The sequence below is a fragment of the Pseudomonas sp. HMSC065H01 genome, from assembly GCF_001815235.1.
Lineage (GTDB): Bacteria > Pseudomonadota > Gammaproteobacteria > Pseudomonadales > Pseudomonadaceae > Pseudomonas > Pseudomonas aeruginosa.
This window is the reverse complement of record NZ_KV819927.1, coordinates 26,950-44,230: the sequence shown is the minus strand read 5'-3', so window position 1 is coordinate 44,230 and position 17,281 is coordinate 26,950. Positions and strand designations below refer to the sequence as shown.

At 65.8% G+C, this 17,281-nt stretch carries 19 protein-coding genes and 1 pseudogene; 14 read left to right on the top strand and 6 right to left on the bottom strand.

Annotated elements, in window-relative coordinates; genetic code table 11:
• From HMPREF3014_RS26590 to hemN, 6 genes are all read left to right on the top strand, one after another.
• Positions 1–720, top strand: a 720-nt coding sequence (locus HMPREF3014_RS26590; RefSeq protein ID WP_048764604.1) for a 4Fe-4S dicluster domain-containing protein, incomplete at its 5' end; no start/stop codon positions are given.
• 11 nt (positions 721–731) lie between these two features.
• On the top strand, positions 732–1,271 hold the full coding sequence (locus HMPREF3014_RS26585; protein ID WP_003159982.1) for a FixH family protein: 540 nt from the start codon (positions 732–734) through the stop codon (positions 1,269–1,271).
• Positions 1,268–3,703 (top strand): heavy metal translocating P-type ATPase, encoded by a 2,436-nt coding sequence (locus HMPREF3014_RS26580; protein ID WP_003111083.1) that lies wholly within the window; start codon positions 1,268–1,270, stop codon positions 3,701–3,703. Before HMPREF3014_RS26585 ends, HMPREF3014_RS26580 begins: the two co-directional genes overlap by 4 nt.
• On the top strand, positions 3,682–3,891 hold the full coding sequence (ccoS, locus tag HMPREF3014_RS26575) for a cbb3-type cytochrome oxidase assembly protein CcoS (protein ID WP_003087273.1): 210 nt from the start codon (positions 3,682–3,684) through the stop codon (positions 3,889–3,891). Before HMPREF3014_RS26580 ends, ccoS begins: the two co-directional genes overlap by 22 nt.
• Positions 3,884–4,567 (top strand): sulfite exporter TauE/SafE family protein, encoded by a 684-nt coding sequence (locus tag HMPREF3014_RS26570; RefSeq protein ID WP_003087270.1) that lies wholly within the window; start codon positions 3,884–3,886, stop codon positions 4,565–4,567. The genes ccoS and HMPREF3014_RS26570 overlap by 8 nt, the downstream gene beginning before the upstream one ends.
• Before the next feature lie 127 nt (positions 4,568–4,694).
• A complete protein-coding gene (gene hemN, locus HMPREF3014_RS26565; RefSeq protein WP_003087267.1) occupies positions 4,695–6,077 on the top strand; it encodes an oxygen-independent coproporphyrinogen III oxidase in 1,383 nt (460 codons plus the stop codon).
• Positions 6,078–6,125: 48 nt separating this feature from the next.
• Here hemN and HMPREF3014_RS26560 read toward each other — a convergent pair whose 3' ends face one another.
• On the bottom strand, positions 6,126–6,593 hold the full coding sequence (locus HMPREF3014_RS26560) for a hypothetical protein (protein WP_003103936.1): 468 nt from the start codon (positions 6,591–6,593) through the stop codon (positions 6,126–6,128).
• Between the two features lie 245 nt (positions 6,594–6,838).
• On the opposite strand from HMPREF3014_RS26560, the gene anr reads away from it, so the two are divergent.
• From anr to mdtI, 5 genes are all read left to right on the top strand, one after another.
• Positions 6,839–7,573, top strand: coding sequence for a transcriptional regulator Anr (gene anr / locus HMPREF3014_RS26555; protein ID WP_003087262.1), 735 nt, complete (start codon positions 6,839–6,841; stop codon positions 7,571–7,573).
• Positions 7,574–7,658: 85 nt separating this feature from the next.
• Complete coding sequence (locus HMPREF3014_RS26550; RefSeq protein WP_003144906.1) at positions 7,659–8,207, top strand: adenine phosphoribosyltransferase; 549 nt, start codon at positions 7,659–7,661, stop codon at positions 8,205–8,207.
• Between the two features lie 239 nt (positions 8,208–8,446).
• Entirely contained in the window at positions 8,447–9,283 is an 837-nt protein-coding gene (locus tag HMPREF3014_RS26545; protein WP_003087258.1) for a metal-dependent hydrolase, read from the top strand.
• A gap of 408 nt (positions 9,284–9,691) precedes the next feature.
• Positions 9,692–10,060: a multidrug/spermidine efflux SMR transporter subunit MdtJ gene (locus HMPREF3014_RS26540; RefSeq protein WP_003087256.1), complete on the top strand. Its 369-nt coding sequence runs from the start codon at positions 9,692–9,694 to the stop codon at positions 10,058–10,060.
• Positions 10,054–10,383 carry a multidrug/spermidine efflux SMR transporter subunit MdtI gene (gene mdtI, locus HMPREF3014_RS34050; RefSeq protein WP_003117768.1) on the top strand — a complete coding sequence of 110 codons (330 nt, stop codon included), beginning with the start codon at positions 10,054–10,056 and terminating at the stop codon, positions 10,381–10,383. The genes HMPREF3014_RS26540 and mdtI overlap by 7 nt, the downstream gene beginning before the upstream one ends.
• Positions 10,384–10,908: 525 nt before the next feature.
• Here mdtI and HMPREF3014_RS35470 read toward each other — a convergent pair.
• Positions 10,909–11,076 (bottom strand): annotated as a pseudogene (locus tag HMPREF3014_RS35470) (TetR family transcriptional regulator); the annotation flags it as partial.
• Between the two features lie 122 nt (positions 11,077–11,198).
• Between HMPREF3014_RS35470 and HMPREF3014_RS26525 the strand changes: the two are divergent.
• From HMPREF3014_RS26525 to HMPREF3014_RS26515, 3 genes are all read left to right on the top strand, one after another.
• Positions 11,199–12,782 (top strand): flavin-containing monooxygenase, encoded by a 1,584-nt coding sequence (locus tag HMPREF3014_RS26525; RefSeq protein WP_003121915.1) that lies wholly within the window; start codon positions 11,199–11,201, stop codon positions 12,780–12,782.
• Entirely contained in the window at positions 12,779–13,666 is an 888-nt protein-coding gene (locus HMPREF3014_RS26520) for an SDR family NAD(P)-dependent oxidoreductase (RefSeq protein ID WP_003103932.1), read from the top strand. The genes HMPREF3014_RS26525 and HMPREF3014_RS26520 overlap by 4 nt, the downstream gene beginning before the upstream one ends.
• A gap of 73 nt (positions 13,667–13,739) precedes the next feature.
• Positions 13,740–14,279: a CbrC family protein gene (locus HMPREF3014_RS26515; RefSeq protein WP_019682285.1), complete on the top strand. Its 540-nt coding sequence runs from the start codon at positions 13,740–13,742 to the stop codon at positions 14,277–14,279.
• A gap of 12 nt (positions 14,280–14,291) precedes the next feature.
• Here the strand turns inward: HMPREF3014_RS26515 and HMPREF3014_RS26510 are convergent, their stop codons facing one another.
• The 4 genes from HMPREF3014_RS26510 to HMPREF3014_RS35230 form a co-directional block, all read right to left on the bottom strand.
• A complete protein-coding gene (locus HMPREF3014_RS26510) occupies positions 14,292–15,440 on the bottom strand; it encodes an acyl-CoA dehydrogenase family protein (RefSeq protein WP_003103930.1) in 1,149 nt (382 codons plus the stop codon).
• Between the two features lie 122 nt (positions 15,441–15,562).
• Positions 15,563–16,159 (bottom strand): recombination mediator RecR, encoded by a 597-nt coding sequence (gene recR / locus HMPREF3014_RS26505; RefSeq protein ID WP_023087605.1) that lies wholly within the window; start codon positions 16,157–16,159, stop codon positions 15,563–15,565.
• Between the two features lie 78 nt (positions 16,160–16,237).
• Positions 16,238–16,564 carry a YbaB/EbfC family nucleoid-associated protein gene (locus tag HMPREF3014_RS26500; RefSeq protein ID WP_003087236.1) on the bottom strand — a complete coding sequence of 109 codons (327 nt, stop codon included), beginning with the start codon at positions 16,562–16,564 and terminating at the stop codon, positions 16,238–16,240.
• Between the two features lie 45 nt (positions 16,565–16,609).
• A partial coding sequence (locus HMPREF3014_RS35230) for a DNA polymerase III subunit gamma/tau C-terminal domain-containing protein (protein WP_282986527.1) occupies positions 16,610–17,281 on the bottom strand: 672 nt, incomplete at its 5' end.

The following is a 17,281-nucleotide window of genomic DNA, read 5'->3' as shown; positions in this document are numbered from 1 at the left end:
AGCGTGATGTTCGACAAGGACACCCTGATCGTCTCCTACGATCCGCGTCGTGGCGAGAAGCGCGGCCCGCGCAAGAAGTCCCTCGACTACAAGGCCCAGGGCCTGGGCGACTGCATCGACTGCACGATGTGCGTGCAGGTCTGCCCGACCGGCATCGACATCCGCGACGGCCTGCAGATCGAGTGCATCGGCTGCGCGGCGTGCATCGACGCCTGCGACAGCATCATGGAGAAGATGAACTACCCGAAAGGGCTGATCAGCTACACCACCGAGCACAACCTCAACGGCCAGAAGACCCACCTGGCCCGGCCGCGCCTGATCGGCTACGCCATCGCCCTGGTGCTGATGATCTCCGCCCTGATCACCGCGGTGGTCCTGCGTCCGCTGGTCGGCTTCGACGTCAGCAAGGACCGCGTGCTCTACCGCGAGAACGAACTCGGCCGCATCGAGAACGTGTACAGCCTGAAGATCATGAACAAGGATCAGCAGGACCACACCTACATCCTCGGCGCCAAGGGTCTCGAAGGCCTGACCCTGGAAGGCCGGCGCGAGCTGAAGGTGGCGGCGGGCGACATCCTCAACCTGCCGATGGAACTGTCCATCGAGCCGGAGAAGCTGCCTTCGACCACCAACGAGATCGTCTTCACCATCGAGTCGGCCGACGACCCGAGCATCCATAAAGAAGCGAAGAGTCGCTTCATTGGCCCACGCACCCGTTGAGTAACTTGAGCATGCAGTCCGAGACCCACCCTCAACCCTGGTACAAACACTTCTGGGCCTGGTTCATCGTGGCCCTCCTGGCGACCTCGGTGGTGCTCGGGCTGAGCCTGGTCACCATCGCGGTGCGCAACCAGGACACCCTGGTCACCGACAACTACTACGAGGCCGGCAAGGGCATCAACCGCTCCCTGGAACGCGAGAACCTGGCCGTACGCCTGCAAGTCCACGCCAAGGTCAAGGTCGACGACCTGACCGGCGAAGTCGAAGTGCGCCTGACCGGCAACAGCCGTCCGGATCAGCTCACCCTCAACCTGATCTCGCCGACCCAGCCGGAGAAGGACCGCCGCGTGGAGCTGCTGCGCAGCAACTCCGACCGCGAGCGCTACGTCGGGCAACTGACCGACGCCGTCGAGGGCCGTCGCTTCGTCGAACTGCTCGGCCAGGAAGGCAGCGGCCAGTGGCGCCTGTTCGAGGAAGAGGTGGTATCGCCGACCGTGGTCATGGAGCTGGGTGACGAACCGCTCCAGGGAGCAGAAGCGAAGCGCCCATGAGCGCCCCCCTGCCCTGCTACCACTGCGGCTTGCCGGTCCCCGCCGGCAGCCGCTTCGAGGCCCGCGTGCTCGGCGAGACGCGGGCCATGTGCTGTCCGGGCTGCCAGGCGGTGGCCGAGGCCATCGTCGCCGGCGGCCTGGAAAGCTACTACCGGCACCGCAGCGAAAACGCCGCCAACCCCGAAGCCTTGCCCAAGGCGCTCAGCGAAGAGTTGCAGCTCTACGACCGCCCGGACGTACAGGGCGGCTTCGTCCGCCATGAGGGCGAGCTGGCGGAAACCAGCCTGATGATCGAAGGCATCAGTTGCGCCGCCTGCGGCTGGCTGATCGAGAAGCACCTGCGCCAGTTGCCTGGCGTGGCCGAGGCGCGGCTCAACCTGTCCAACCATCGCCTGCACGTGCGCTGGCAGGACAGCCAGTTGCCGCTCAGCCAGTTGCTCGGCGAACTGCGCCAGATCGGCTATGCCGGCCATCCCTACCAACCCGACCACGCCACCGAGCGCCTGGCCATGGAGAACCGCCGCGCCCTGCGCCAGCTCGGTGTCGCCGGGCTGCTGTGGATCCAGGTGATGATGGCGGTGATGGCGACCTGGCCGGAATTCAACCTCGACCTTTCCGCCGGCATGGACCGCATCCTGCGCTGGGTCAGCCTGATCCTCACCACGCCGATCGTCTTCTACTGCTGCGGCCAGTTCTTCCGTGGCGCCCTGCGCGACCTGCGCACCCGCCACCTGACCATGGACGTCTCGGTGTCGCTGGCGATCGGCGGCGCCTACGTCGCCGGCATCTGGTCGACGATCACCGGCCAGGGCGAGCTGTATTTCGACGCGGTCGGCATGTTCGCCCTGTTCCTCCTCGCCGGCCGCTACCTCGAACGCCGCGCGCGGGAGCGCACCGCCGCCTCCACCGCGCAACTGGTCAACCTGCTGCCGGCGTCCTGCCTGCGCCTGGACGCCGCCAACCAGGGCGAGCGCATCCTGCTCAGCGAACTGCGCGTCGGCGACCGCGTGCTGGTACCGCCAGGCGCCGTGCTGCCGGCCGACGGAGTGATCCTCGACGGCCAGTCCAGCGTCGACGAGTCGCTGCTCACCGGCGAGTACCTGCCCCATCCACGCCAGGCCGGCGACACCGTCACCGGCGGTACCCTGAACGTCGAGGGGCCGCTGACCGTCGAGGTCGGCGCCCTTGGCGACGACAGCCGCCTGTCGGCCATCGTCCGCCTGCTGGAACGCGCCCAGGCGGACAAGCCGCGCCTGGCGGAACTGGCCGACAAGGTGGCGCAGTGGTTCCTGCTCATCGTCCTGCTGGTCGCCGCAGCGGTCGGCGCGCTGTGGTGGCAGGTCGACCACCAGCGCGCCTTCTGGGTGGTGCTGTCGCTGCTGGTCGCCACCTGCCCCTGCGCCCTGTCGCTGGCCACGCCCACCGCGCTCACCGCGGCCACCGGCAGCCTGCACAAGCTCGGCCTGCTGATCACGCGCGGGCACGTGCTGGAAGGGCTGAACCACATCGACACGGTAATCTTCGACAAGACCGGCACCCTCACCGAAGGCCGCCTGACGCTCAAGCAGGTGCTACCCCTGCGCGATCTCGACGCGGATCGCTGCCTGGCCCTCGCCGCCGCCCTCGAGAACCGTTCCGAACACCCCATCGCCCGCGCCTTCGGCCGTGCGCCGGAGGCCGCCGACAGCGTCGCAAGCCATCCGGGACTGGGCCTCGAAGGCCTGGTGGAAGGCCGCCGCCTGCGCATCGGCCAGGCCGCCTTCGTCAGCAACCTGGGCGGCAGCGCCACGCCCGCGATGCCCGGCGACTCCGGACAGTGGCTGCTGCTCGGCGACGAGCAGGGACCGCTGGCCTGGTTCGGTCTCGACGACCGCCTGCGCAGCGACGCCCCCGCCCTGCTCGCCGCCTGCAAGGCGCGCGGCTGGCGCACCCTCCTGCTATCCGGTGACGCCTCGCCGATGGTCGCCAGCGTCGCTGCCGAACTGGGCATCGACGAAGCCCGCGGCGGCCTGACCCCGGACGACAAGCTGGCCATGCTCGAACGCCTGCACGGCGAGGGCCGCCGGGTGCTGATGCTCGGCGACGGAGTCAACGACGTACCGGTGCTCGCCGGTGCCGACATCAGCGTCGCCATGGGCAGCGCCACCGACCTGGCCAAGACCAGCGCCGACGCGGTGCTCCTGTCCAACCGCCTGGACAGCCTGGTGCAGGCTTTCCGGCTGGCGCGCCGCACCCGCCATATCATCATCGAGAACCTGGCCTGGGCCAGCCTGTACAATGGCCTGGTCCTGCCCTTCGCCGCGCTCGGCTGGATCACCCCGGGCTGGGCGGCGATCGGCATGTCGGTCAGTTCGCTGCTGGTGGTGGTCAACGCCCTGCGGCTGACCCGAATCCCTTCGCCGAGGTCCGTATGGCCGCGCTCTACATCCTGATCCCCGTCGCGATCGTCATCGTCGCCATCGCCATCTACGTGTTCTTCTGGGCGGTGGACAGCGGCCAGTACGACGATCTCGACGGCCCCGCCCACAGCATTCTCTTCGACGACGAAGACCCGAAGCACCAGGCCGGCGTCGACGAAGCGGAGAAGCCGTCGAAACCCGAGGACCGACCGCGTGGCTGAACTGGCGCCGCTGCTGGTTTCCGCGCTGATCCTCGGCCTGCTCGGGGGAGGCCACTGCCTGGGCATGTGCGGCGGCCTGATGGGCGCCCTGACCCTGGCCATTCCCGCCGAACAGCGCGGCCGTCGTCTGCGCCTGCTGCTGGCCTACAACCTCGGCCGCATCCTCAGCTACGCCTGCGCCGGCCTGCTGCTCGGCCTGGCCGGCTGGGCGGTGGCGCGCACCCCGTTGGCCGGCGCGCTGCGGGTGGTCGCCGGGCTGCTGCTGATCGCCATGGGACTCTACCTGGCCGGCTGGTGGAGCGGCCTGACCCGCGTCGAGGCGCTCGGTCGCGGCCTCTGGCGCCACCTGGAACCCTTCGCCCGGCGCCTGCTGCCGGTCTCCAGCCTGCCACGGGCCCTGCTGCTCGGAGCGATCTGGGGCTGGCTGCCCTGCGGGCTGGTCTACAGCACCCTGCTCTGGGCCACCAGCCAGGGATCGGCACTGGACAGCGCGCTGCTGATGCTGGCGTTCGGCCTCGGCACCTGGCCGGTTCTGCTGGCCACCGGCATGGCCGCCGAACGGGTGACCGCCCTGCTGCGCCGTCGCGGCGTACGCATCGTGGGCGGCCTGATGGTCATCCTCTTCGGCCTCTGGACCCTCCCAGGACCGCACCAGGCCTGGCTGATGGGGCATTGACGGACGCCCGTCCCAACATCGGGCGACACATCCTGTATACATTCACCCGCTTGATACAAATCAACAGGCCTTCCCGGCGCAATCCCTAGACTTCCCGACTAAAGCTCGCCAACTGGGGATCTCTGGCATGCTCGACACCATTCGCTGGGACGCTGACCTGATTCGGCGCTACGACCTTTCCGGCCCGCGTTACACCTCCTATCCGACCGCCGTGCAGTTCCACGAAGGCATCGGCCCGTTCGACCAGTTGCACGCCCTGCGCGACAGCCGGAAGGCCGGACACCCCCTGTCGCTCTACGTGCACATCCCGTTCTGCGCCAACATCTGCTACTACTGCGCCTGCAACAAGGTGATCACCAAGGATCGCGGGCGCAGCGCGCCGTACCTTGCGCGCCTGGTCCGCGAGATCGAGATCGTCAGCCGCCACCTCTCCCGCGAGCAGGTGGTCGAGCAACTGCACTTCGGTGGCGGAACCCCGACCTTCCTCAGTCCCGGCCAGTTGCGCGAACTCATGTCGCAATTGCGCACCCACCTCAACCTGCTGGACGACGATTCGGGCGACTACGGCATCGAGATCGACCCGCGCGAGGCCGACTGGTCGACCATGGGCCTGCTCCGCGAACTCGGTTTCAACCGCGTCAGCCTCGGCGTACAGGACTTCGACATGGAGGTGCAGAAGGCGGTCAACCGCATGCAGACCCCGGAGGAGACCCGTACCATCGTCGAGGCCGCGCGCACCCTGCAATACCGCTCGATCAACCTCGACCTGATCTACGGACTGCCGAAACAGACGCCGGACAGCTTCGCCCGCACGGTCGACGAAGTGATCGCGCTACAGCCGGATCGCCTCTCGGTGTTCAACTACGCCCACCTGCCCGAGCGTTTCATGCCGCAGCGGCGGATCAACGCCGACGACCTGCCGAGCCCGGGCCAGAAGCTGGAAATGCTCCAGCGCACCACCGAGCAACTCGCCGCGGCGGGCTACCGCTATATCGGCATGGATCACTTCGCCCTGCCCGACGACGAGCTGGCCAGCGCCCAGGAAGACGGCACCCTGCAACGCAATTTCCAGGGCTACACCACGCACGGGCACTGTGACCTGGTAGGTCTCGGGGTCTCGGCGATCAGCCAGATCGGCGACCTCTACAGCCAGAACAGCAGCGACATCAACGACTACCAGACCAGCCTCGACAACGGCCAGTTGGCGATCCGTCGCGGCCTGCACTGCAACAGCGACGACCGGGTGCGGCGCGCGGTGATCCAGCAACTGATCTGCCACTTCGAACTGGCCTTCGAGGATATCGAGACAGAGTTCGGCATCGACTTCCGCAGTTACTTCGCCGAGCTGTGGCCCGATCTCGAACGCTTCGCCGCCGATGGCCTGATCCGCCTGGACGCCAAGGGCATCGACATCACGTCTTCCGGACGTCTGCTGGTGCGTTCGATCTGCATGCTGTTCGACCGCTACCTGCCCAGCCTCAACCGGCAGCGCTTCTCCCGGGTGATCTGAAAGCGCACCGCCCTGCCCGCACGACAGGGCGGTGAATCCCCGCCCCTTCTACCGGCTGCCCATGACCTTCATGATCAGCGCCGGGTCGCTGATACCCATCTCCTTGATGGCCGATGCCATCGCTGCCGTCGCCGTCTGCAGGGCGGAGTTGAGTTGTTGCAACTCCTTCTGCAACTCAGGCACGCGAGCCTCCTTCGCCCCCGGATCGGACGACCTCATGGCCTCCTGCAGCTCCCTGAGCTTCTCTTCGATCTTCTTCTTCAACTGGCGGATCATCTTCACCATCGGCCGCAACTCCTGCGGGATATCCTCGTCCTCCTCCTCCACCGGCACCCCCATGGTGGCGGCCAGCTCGCGCCCTGCCTGGGAAAGCCGTACATGCTGATCGGCGGCGTCGGTGCCGGCGGCCGGGTCTTCCGCCTGCTCGGCGGTGCCGGTCCGCGCGGCCTTGGCGTCCGCGGCGGCGCGCGACGAGGGTGGCACCTGGGTGGTGATCCAGCCACTGAGGGTCAACATTCCAGTCACTCCGGGAAAAATGGAATTCTTCCATTGGATCGGCCCACGCGTCGCGAACTTGAGCCCCCTTTTCGTCGCCCCTTGACAGGGTGCGACAGGTAGTCGCAGTTGTTTGACGCAAGTCACTGATTGGAAACGCCATCGGCCTGTCAGAAATGGTCGTTGCCAGACCTATGGCTGGCACCCGCATCGCGGCTGCGTTACCCTTACTCCTGTTGTGCCTTTAACCTAGCAAGGACCCCTCAATGGCCGAAACCATCAAGGTGCGCGCACTGCCCCAAGCACACTGCAAGGATTGCAGTCTGGCCCCGCTGTGCCTCCCCCTGTCGCTGACCGTGGAAGACATGGATTCGCTGGACGAGATCGTCAAGCGCGGTCGTCCCCTGAAGAAAGGCGAATTCCTGTTCCGCCAGGGCGATCCTTTCGGCTCGGTCTTTGCCGTGCGCTCCGGCGCCCTGAAAACCTTCAGCATCACCGATGCCGGCGAAGAGCAGATCACCGGCTTCCACCTGCCCAGCGAGCTGGTCGGCCTGTCCGGGATGGATACCGAGACCTATCCGGTATCCGCCCAGGCCCTGGAAACCACCTCGGTCTGCGAGATTCCCTTCGAGCGCCTGGACGAACTGTCCGAGCAGCTGCCGCAACTGCGCCGCCAACTGATGCGCCTGATGAGCCGGGAAATCCGCGATGACCAGCAGATGATGCTGCTGCTGTCGAAGAAGACTGCCGACGAGCGCATCGCCACCTTCCTGGTCAACCTGTCGGCGCGCTTCCGTGCCCGTGGCTTCTCCGCCCAGCAGTTCCGCCTGGCCATGTCGCGCAACGAGATCGGCAACTATCTCGGCCTGGCCGTGGAAACCGTGTCGCGGGTCTTCACCCGCTTCCAGCAGAACGGCCTGATCAGCGCGGAAGGCAAGGAAGTGCACATCCTCGACTCCATCGAGCTGTGCGCCCTCGCCGGCGGCCAGCTGGAAGGCTGAAGCGCCTGCGAACCGCCAACGGGCCCGCCTCAGCGCGGGCCCGTTGTATGATGGGCCCCGAAAAACGCCCAGCCCAGGATCTTCCATGATTTTCGACGAGTTCACCCTCAAGTCGCAGATCCGCGCCGTGCCGGACTTTCCCAAGCCCGGCGTGGTGTTCCGCGACATCACCCCGCTGTTCCAGTCGCCACGCGCGCTGCGCATGACCGTGGACAGCTTCGTCCAGCGCTACATCGAGGTCGATTTCAGCCACATCGGCGCCATGGATGCCCGCGGCTTCCTCATCGGCTCGGCGGTGGCCTATGCGCTGAACAAGCCGCTGGTCCTGTTCCGCAAGCAGGGCAAGCTACCCGCCGACGTACTCGCCGAGGGCTACCAGACCGAATACGGCGAGGCCTTCCTCGAAGTACATGCCGACAGCCTCTGCGAAGGCGACAGCGTACTGATCTTCGACGACCTCATCGCCACCGGCGGGACCCTGCTGGCGGCCGCGAGCCTGGTACGACGCCTCGGGGCCAGGGTCTTCGAGGCCGCGGCGATCATCGACCTGCCGGAACTCGGCGGCTCCACTCGCCTGCAGGACGCCGGCATCTCCACCTTCAGTCTCACCGCGTTCGCTCTCGACGAGCGTTGATACGCCGGGGGGCGCCCTGGCGCCCCGCGCTCGCTCCTTGCGCCCCATCTTCCGTCTGGTCGAGCCGACCTGGCCATTAATGACTTCGAAATGGCCAGGAATGACCTCCCGCTGTTGGACAATCCTGCAATAATTACATCAGCTAATGACACATTCAGAGGTGTTATAGCGAGCTCGCCATAGGGAACCCGAGGAAACCTGCGCGTTTCCCCTCCCCAGAACAACAAAAGGAGTTAGCCATGACTGCCACTGGCACCGCCTCCCCGGTTCGCGCCAATTTCCCCGTGCGGCGGATGGATTTCAGCTTCAGCGAAACCCCGAAGTACTGGTGGGACGGCCAACCCTTCATGACCCAGTTCATGAACAACCTGTCTTCGCTTTTCCCCTACGGCGAAAAATTCTTCGTCGATAGCGTGCGCGCGGTGCGCGACCGCCTGGAGGATCCGCAACTGAAGAAGGACGTCAGCGCCTTCATCGGCCAGGAGGCGATGCACTCGAAGGAGCATGCCGCCTACAACGAATATGCCGAGGAGCACGGGGTCGACCTGGAGTGCCTCGAACTGCGGATCAAGGTCCTGCTGGAAAACGTCAGCAAGGTCACCACCAGGAAACACCAGTTGGCGATCACCTGCGCCCTCGAGCATTTCACCGCGACCATGGCCGCGCAGCTGCTCAAGCGCGAAGACCTGACCATCCAGATGCAGTCGCCGAAGATGTACAAGCTGTGGATGTGGCATGCCATCGAGGAGAACGAACACAAGAACGTCGCCTACGATGTGTACCAGAAAGTCTACGGCGGCTACTTCACCCGGGTTCTGGTGATGATGCTGACCACCCTGATGTTCTTCGGCGTCATCGGCTGGTTCCAGCTCGACCTGCTACGCAAGGACGGCCAATTGTTCAACTGGCGCTCCTGGAAGCATGGCCTGGGCACCCTGTTCGGCCTGCGCAAGGGCTTCTTCACCCGCCTGCTGCTGCCCTACCTGGACTACTACCGGCCGGGCTTCCACCCCAGCGACCACGACACCGCGAAACTGGAGAAATACTGGAAGGACAAACTGGCCTTCGCCGATTGAAGCCCGCCTCCGCCAGTGCCGCTCCGCCCCCGACGCCAGGCCCCGCCTGGCGTTTCTTATTCGAGAGAAGAACAGGATATTGCACACGGAAAAGCCTCCGTTTCGACTACCGTTCCTGAATCCGCCATTTTACGGAGGAAATAATTAGTCAATTCCTATCGATTGGCTTTTTACGATGCCCTGAGGTAATATCATGTTCATTATGTTGAACACTAAGGCATTACCTCTCCCCACTTCCCGCCTGGTCTCCCGCGAGCGTCACTGGACCGGCGACCTCTAGCTCCCTCCCTCGACACCTGCTGTCGGTGGCGACCGCCCCTGCGCTTCGCGGTCTTTCCCGCCCCTCGCCACCGCTCTTCGTCATCTTTGGCCGCGGCCTCCATTCCGCGGTGCCCATGGGAGGGCAACATGCGTTCCTGGATCTATCTGTTACTGGCTATCGGCGCCGAAGTGATCGGCACCACCTCGATGAAACTGGCCGCCACCCACGCCCCTGTCGCAGGCATGCTGCTGATGTACGGGATGATCGGCCTGTCCTATTTCTTCCTCGCCCTGGCGGTCAAGCGTGTCCCCGTCGGAGTCGCCTACGCCCTTTGGGAAGGCATTGGCATCGTCCTGATCACGGCGGTCAGCGTCGCCTGGCTGGGCGAAAGCATCGGCCTGTACAAGGCCGTCGGCCTCGGCGTGATGATCGCCGGCATCCTGCTGATCAAGTCCGGCACCCGCAACGCCAGCGGCACGCCGGCGCAGCCCCGTGGGGAGGCCGTCACATGCTGACCCTGAACTGGATTCCCTTCGCCTGGCTCGGCCTGGCGATCGCCCTCGAGGTCGTCGCCAACCTGCTGTTGAAATACTCCGACGGTTTCCGCAGGCGCAGCCTCGGGATCGCCTCGATCCTCTGCGTGATGGCCGCCTTCACCGCGCTGGCGCAGGCGGTGAAGGACATCGAGCTGTCACTCGCCTATGCGATCTGGGGCGGCTTCGGCATCCTCGCCACCGTCGCCATGGGCTGGGCGCTGTTCGGCCAGCGCCTGGCCTGGCGCGGCTGGCTCGGCCTGTTGCTGCTGCTGGCCGGCATGAGCCTGCTCAAGCTGGCCTGACGCCTCGGCGTCCAACGAAACGCCCATCATCTGCAGGACCGCGGCGCCGGTGAACAACAGCAGTATCTGTTCCTCACCCAAGGCGCAGATTTCCCGACGCCGCTCCGGCTGGCCGATATAGTCCAGCGACAACTGAAACAGCTGGCGGCCGATCAGGCTGGAGAGGCGACGGATGGTCGCCTCGCTCACCGCCGGCAACAACCTGAATTCGATGATGTCCTCCGACATGTCCTCGGCGAACTCATCCATGATCTGACGCAGGGCACCACGCAGCACCGGCGAAGCCCCATGCAGTTCACGCACGCCGACGATGAACGCGGCGGGATTGCTCTCCACGAAGTCGAAGAACAGCCGCACCGTCTCCCGGCAGACCCGCCGCCCCCTTTCCAGGTCCAGCCCGAACGGCGTCGTCTGCGCTCGGGCGCCGGGCGCCGCACGAGTCGCGGCCTCGCGGCGAAGCTGGCGCAGCGGCTGGCGCAGCTGGGTAGAGATGTCGCGGATCATGGTCAGGCCAAGATCGTCGATATCGCGGAAATGCCGATAGAAGGTGTTCGGATTCAGGCCCGCCTCGCGCGCCAGCTCGCGCAAGCCGATGCCCCCCAGGCTGCGGCTGCTGCTGCCCAGGCGCAAGGCCGCCTCCAGCAAGGCGCGTTTGCCGGGAGCGTCGGCAACCCTGTCCTTCGTTTCGTTCATATCGCTCATGTTCCACCTGGTTGTTTCCATGCGCCACAAGTTCGGCCGTTGCGCCGCGCCGACCCTACCTAAGGTTGGCTTGACCCTGAAGTATACAGATGTCTACATTCGCAGGTAGACGAGTGTATACGCCAGCAAACAATCATAACAGGAGCTTGGCCATGAGTACCCAACCCACCCCTGCCGCCGCCCGGCACTGCAAGGTCGCCATCATCGGCACCGGTTTCTCCGGGCTGGGGATGGCGATCCGTCTCCGCCAGGAAGGCGAGGACGACTTCCTGATCTTCGAAAAGGACGCCGGCGTCGGCGGCACCTGGAGAGTCAACAACTACCCTGGTTGCGCCTGCGACGTGCAATCCCACGTCTATTCCTTCTCCTTCGAAGCGAACCCGGAGTGGACGCGGATGTTCGCCCGCCAGCCGGAAATCCGCGCCTATCTGGAGAAGTGCTGGGAAAAATACCGCTTGCAGGAAAAGACCCTGCTGAACACCGAGATCGGCAAACTGGCCTGGGACGAGCGGCAAAGCCTCTGGCACCTGCATGACGCCCAGGGCAACCATTACACCGCGAACGCCGTGGTTTCCGGCATGGGCGGCCTGTCCACCCCAGCCTATCCACGCCTCGATGGCCTGGAGAACTTCCAGGGCAAGGTCTTCCATTCCCAGCAGTGGGACCATGACTACGACCTCAAGGGCAAGCGCGTGGCGGTGATCGGCACCGGCGCCTCGGCGATCCAGTTCGTCCCGGAGATCCAGCCGCTGGTGGCCGCGCTCGATCTCTACCAGCGCACTCCGCCATGGATCCTGCCCAAACCCGACCGGGCAATCAGCGAAACCGAGCGCCGGCGCTTCCGGCGCTTCCCGCTGGTGCAGAAGCTCTGGCGCGGCGGCCTCTACAGCCTGCTCGAAGGGCGGGTGCTGGGCTTCACCTTCGCCCCGCAGGTAATGAAGCTGGTGCAGCGCCTGGCGATCCGCCACATCCACAAGCAGATCAAGGATCCGGAACTGCGCCGCAAGGTCACGCCGGACTACACCATCGGCTGCAAGCGCATCCTCATGTCGCACAACTACTATCCGGCCCTGGCTGCCGCCAATTCCACGGTGATCACCGAAGGCATCCGCGCCGTCACCGCCAACGGAATCGTCGACGGCAACGGCCGGGAACGCGAGGTCGACGCGATCATCTTCGGTACCGGCTTCACCGCCAACGACCCTATCCCCCGCGGAGTGGTCTTCGGTCGCGACGGCCGCGACCTGCTGGACAGCTGGACCAAGGGCCCGGAAGCCTACAAGGGCACTACCACCGCCGGCTTCCCCAACCTGTTCTTCCTGATGGGACCGAACACCGGCCTCGGCCACAACTCGATGGTCTACATGATCGAGTCGCAGATCGCCTACGTCCTCGATGCGCTGAAGCTGATGAAGCGCCGCGAACTGCTCAGTCTCGAGGTCAAGGCCCCGGTGCAGGAACGCTACAACGAATACCTCCAGCGCAAGCTGGACCGCAGCGTCTGGAGCGTGGGCGGTTGCAAGAGCTGGTACCTGCATCCGGTCAGCGGCCGCAACTGCACCCTGTGGCCGGGATTCACCTGGCGCTTCCGTGCCCTGACCCGGCAGTTCGACGCCTCCGCCTACCACCTCACCACGACACCGCTCGCCGCCCTGAGCAACGAAGCCCGCCAACAGGCCGAAGGGGTACCCGCATGAAGTCGTTCGAAAACAAAGTCGCCGCCATCACCGGCGCAGGCTCGGGCATCGGTCGCGCCCTGGCCGTGGAGCTGGGCAGGCAGGGTTGTCACCTGGCCCTGGCCGACGTCAATGCCGCAGCTCTCGAGGAGACCCGCCAATTGCTCGCCAGCAGCGGGGTACGCGTCTCCACCGCGGTCGTCGACGTGGCCGACCGCGAGCAGGTGCAGGCCTGGGCCGACAAGGCGGCCAGCGAACATGGCCGGGTGAACCTGATCTTCAACAATGCGGGCGTCGCCCACGCCGGTACCGTGGAAGGCAGCGACTACTCGGAATACGAGTGGATCATGAACATCAACTTCTGGGGCGTGGTGAACGGCACCAAGGCGTTCCTTCCGCACCTGAAGGCCTCCGGCAACGGCCACGTGGTCAATGTCTCCAGCGTCTTCGGGCTGTTCGCCCAGCCCGGCATGAGCGCCTACAACGCCACCAAGTACGCGGTGCGTGGCTTCACCGAGTCGTTGCGCCAGGAACTGGACATGGAGGACTCCGGCGTCTCCGCCAGTTGCGTGCATCCCGGCGGGATCAAGACCAACATCGCCAAGACCGCGAGAATGAACGAGAGCATGGCCAAGGTCACCGGCCAGGCTCCGGACAAGGCTCGCGAGCAATTCAACGACCAGTTGCTGCGGACCACCCCGGAGAAGGCCGCCCAGGTCATCCTGCGCGGCGTGCAGCGCGACAGCCGGCGCATCCTGATCGGCACCGACGCCCACGCGATCGACGTGATGCTGCGCCTGGCACCAGTGCTCTACCAGCGCCTGGTCACCGCCAGCATGCGCCTGGCAGCGCGCTTCGCGCCGCGCCCGAAGAGCCCCCAGGGCGCCCGCGAAGCCAGCGAGTGAACAGGCCCGCCGGGTAGCCGCTAGGCTGCCCGGCACGTCATACTCGACGGCCAGTCTCCAGGGTACGGCCGTCATGAACCCTCCCCTTCCTCACTTCCGCTACCATCCCGAACCGCTCGCCAGCAGCAGCATCGAGGCTTCCGCCACCACCTGCCAGTGCTGTGGCAAGGCTCGTGGCTACGTCTACACCGGTTCTCCCTATTCCCGCCACGAGTTGCCGCCCGGCAGCCTTTGCCCCTGGTGCATAGCCGACGGCAGCGCGGCCGCGCGCTACGAAGCGAGCTTTTCCGACGACTATCCGCTGCTCGACGCCGGCGTCGCCGCGGATATCGTCACCGAAGTCTGCGAGCGCACGCCCGGCTACACCTCCTGGCAGCAGGAGCGCTGGCTGGTTTGCTGCGAGGATGCCTGCGCCTTTCGCGGCGACGCGGGGCGTGAGGAAATCGGGCAACTGGGAGCCGAGGGCCTGGCGCAGCGCTTCGCCGATTTCGCCTGGCCGGCTATCACCTGGCAACGCCTCGTCGACGCCTATACGCCCGGCGGCAATCCGGCCATCTACCGCTTCGACTGCCTGCACTGTGGCCAGGCGCATTACGACCTGGACTTCACCTGATAGAACGCGGCCCTACAACCCCATCTGCTTGCCGATGATCTCGTTCATGATTTCCCGCGAACCGCCGCCGATGGAGAGAATCCGGTTGTCGCGATACAGCCGCTCCACCAGGCTTTCGCGCATGTAGCCCATGCCGCCGAGCACCTGCACGGCATCATAGGTCAGGCGATCGGCGACATCGGTGGCGAAGTTCTTGGCCATCGATATCTCCTTGATCACGCTCTTGCCGGCGGCCATCTTCGCTGCCTGGCGATAGGTGAACTCCCGGGAAACCTCCAGTTGCGTGGCCATTTCCGCGAGACGATGGCGCAGCACCTGGAACTTGCCGATCGGTTTGCCGAACGCTTCTCGCTCGCGCGCCCAGCGCAGCGACTCCTCCAGAGCCAATTGCGCGGTCATGTTGGCCATCACCGCCAGGGCCAGGCGCTCGCTCTGGAAATTGGCCATGATGCAGGCGAAGCCGGCATTCTCCACGCCGATGAGGTTTTCCGCAGGCACCCGGCAGTCGTCGAAGAACAGTTCGGCGGTATCCGACGCCCACCAGCCCATCTTCTTCAGCTTGCGGCCGACACTGAACCCGGCAGTGCCCTTCTCCACCAGCAGCAGGCTGATGCCGGCGAAACCCTCGCCGCCGGTACGCACCGCCACCGTGTAGTAGTCCGCGCGCACGCCGCTGGTGATGAAGGTCTTGCTGCCGCTGACGCGATAGTGATCGCCATCGCGCACCGCACGGGTCTTCAGGTTGGCCACGTCGGAGCCGCCAGAGGGCTCGGTGACCGCCAGGGCCATGATCTTCTCGCCGCGCAGCACCGCCGGCACTACCCGCTCGCGCACCTCGGGACGGGCCCACTTGACCACCGGAGGCAAGCCGATATCCAGCGATCCCAACCCGGCGACCAAGCCGCCGGAACCACAGCGCATGAGCTCTTCGCTGGCCGCCACCTTGGCGAACAGATCGCCTTCGCAACTGCCGCCGTAGGCTTCCGGGTAGCCGATGCCGAGGATCCCGGCCGCGCCGGCCTTGAGATAGAGTTCGCGGGGAAATTCCTCGGCCTCCTCCCATTCATCGATGTACGGCAACACCTCGCGCTCGACGAAACGGCGAACCGAATCCCGGATCAGTTGATGGGACTCGTCGAAGTACTGCTGGAAGTCAGTCATGGCCGGGCTCCTGATGGGAGCCTCAGAACTTACCTAGCGCTTGCTTGGTTTTCAATACGGGAAACTGGCCATCGGCGAGGGCGTATAGGCCGCCCGTCCTACGGATACGGGAGGCACAGAGCTCAGGAGATCGGCCGCCGTCCGGCCAGGGCGTGGGCCAAGGTGCCGCCATCGACCAGCTCCAGCTCGCCGCCCAGCGGCACGCCATGGGCGATACGCGACAAGGTCAGGCCGCGGCCGGCCAGTAGCTGGGCGATATAGTGGGCGGTGGCCTCGCCTTCGACGGTGGGGTTGGTGGCGAGGATCACCTCGCTGAAGGCTCCGTCCCTGATCCGCGCTTCCAGTTCGGGAATGCCGATCGCCTCCGGCCCCAGGCCGTCGAGCGGCGACAGGTGTCCCTTGAGCACGAAATAGCGGCCGCGGTAGCCGGTCTGCTCCACCGCGAATACGTCCAGCGGGCCTTCCACCACGCAGAGCAGCGAGTCGTCGCGTCGCGGGTCGGCGCACTGCGGGCACAACTCCTCCTCGCTGAGGGTACGGCACTGCCGGCAATGACCGACCCCTTCCATCGCGGCGATCAACGCCTGGGCCAGCTTCAGGCCGCCGCTGCGATCGCGCTCCAGCAGCATCAGCGCCATGCGCTGGGCCGACTTCTGCCCGACACCGGGAAGAATGCGCAGGGACTCGATCAGTTGGCGGATCAGCGGGCTGAAACTCATGCAGGACTCGTCGGATAGAGGGAGGGGAATGGCTGCCGGGCGCCGTCCGAAGAAGGCGGACCCGGCACGAACGCAGAATCAGAAGGGCATCTTGAAGCCGGGCGGCAGTTGCATACCCGAGGTGAAGCCGGACATCTTTTCCTGGTTGTTCTGCTCGATCTTGCGCACCGCATCGTTGACCGCGGCGGCGATCAGGTCTTCGAGGATTTCCTTGTCTTCCTGCATCAGGCTGTCGTCCAGGCTGACGCGCTTGACGTCGTGGCGCCCGGTCATCACCACGCTGACCAGACCGGCGCCGGATTGCCCGGTCACTTCGGCGTTGGCCAGCTCTTCCTGCATCTTCTGCATCTTTTCCTGCATCTGCTGCGCCTGCTTCATCAGGCCGGCCATGCCACCTTTCATCATGTTCTTCACCTCGAATGTCGTCTTGTTGCGTGCGCCAAGCGCCGGTCAGGCCTTGGCTTCCAAAGGTTCGATGGTACCGTCACGGACCACCGCGGCGAACTGCTCGCGCAACTGCCGGACCAACGGGTCGGCATCGATCGATGCCTCGGCCGCCCGCTGGCGCTCGGCACGCCGGCGTGCCGCTGCCTGGGCCGGGGTCTCCTGCTCAGGCTTCTGCAGGGTCACCTCCAGTTTGAGGGTGCGCCCCAGGTGCTGGTTCAGCGCATCGTTCAGCCGCCGCTGCTGGGTGGCGTTGAACAGCGCGCTCTGGCCCGGATCGAGATGCAGATGCCAGTGGTCGCCGTCGGCAGCTACCAGCGTACAGTTGGCACCGATGCTGGCGGTCAGGCCGCCGAGGCCGAGCCGCGGGAACAGCTCCAGCCACTCCGCGGCCAGGCCAGTGGCCGGCTTCGCCGCCGGCAGCGGCTCCTCCACCACGACCACGTCAGGCTCGGGCGCGGCATCCAGGTAGGCCAGGGTATCCATGTCGACTTCGTAGTAGTCGTCCGCGGGCGGTGGCTCGTCGTCCTGCTCGTCCTGCTCGTCAGGTGCTACCGGCAACGCAGCCGGCAGGGCTTCCAGAACGGTTTCCACCACCGCCTCGACCGCCACTGCCGGAGGGGCCGAGGGAGCCTCCACGGCTAGCGGCTCGGGCTCGGGCTCGGGCTCGGGCTCGGG

Coding starts and splice junctions, on each gene's coding strand:
- HMPREF3014_RS26585 (WP_003159982.1), top strand. CDS start 732: ATGCAGTCCGAGACCCACCCTCAACCCTGGTACAAACACTTCTGGGCC.
- HMPREF3014_RS26580 (WP_003111083.1), top strand. CDS start 1,268: ATGAGCGCCCCCCTGCCCTGCTACCACTGCGGCTTGCCGGTCCCCGCC.
- ccoS (WP_003087273.1), top strand. CDS start 3,682: ATGGCCGCGCTCTACATCCTGATCCCCGTCGCGATCGTCATCGTCGCC.
- hemN (WP_003087267.1), top strand. CDS start 4,695: ATGCTCGACACCATTCGCTGGGACGCTGACCTGATTCGGCGCTACGAC.
- HMPREF3014_RS26560 (WP_003103936.1), bottom strand. CDS start 6,593: ATGTTGACCCTCAGTGGCTGGATCACCACCCAGGTGCCACCCTCGTCG.
- anr (WP_003087262.1), top strand. CDS start 6,839: ATGGCCGAAACCATCAAGGTGCGCGCACTGCCCCAAGCACACTGCAAG.
- HMPREF3014_RS26550 (WP_003144906.1), top strand. CDS start 7,659: ATGATTTTCGACGAGTTCACCCTCAAGTCGCAGATCCGCGCCGTGCCG.
- HMPREF3014_RS26545 (WP_003087258.1), top strand. CDS start 8,447: ATGACTGCCACTGGCACCGCCTCCCCGGTTCGCGCCAATTTCCCCGTG.
- HMPREF3014_RS26540 (WP_003087256.1), top strand. CDS start 9,692: ATGCGTTCCTGGATCTATCTGTTACTGGCTATCGGCGCCGAAGTGATC.
- mdtI (WP_003117768.1), top strand. CDS start 10,054: ATGCTGACCCTGAACTGGATTCCCTTCGCCTGGCTCGGCCTGGCGATC.
- HMPREF3014_RS26520 (WP_003103932.1), top strand. CDS start 12,779: ATGAAGTCGTTCGAAAACAAAGTCGCCGCCATCACCGGCGCAGGCTCG.
- HMPREF3014_RS26515 (WP_019682285.1), top strand. CDS start 13,740: ATGAACCCTCCCCTTCCTCACTTCCGCTACCATCCCGAACCGCTCGCC.
- HMPREF3014_RS26510 (WP_003103930.1), bottom strand. CDS start 15,440: ATGACTGACTTCCAGCAGTACTTCGACGAGTCCCATCAACTGATCCGG.
- recR (WP_023087605.1), bottom strand. CDS start 16,159: ATGAGTTTCAGCCCGCTGATCCGCCAACTGATCGAGTCCCTGCGCATT.
- HMPREF3014_RS26500 (WP_003087236.1), bottom strand. CDS start 16,564: ATGATGAAAGGTGGCATGGCCGGCCTGATGAAGCAGGCGCAGCAGATG.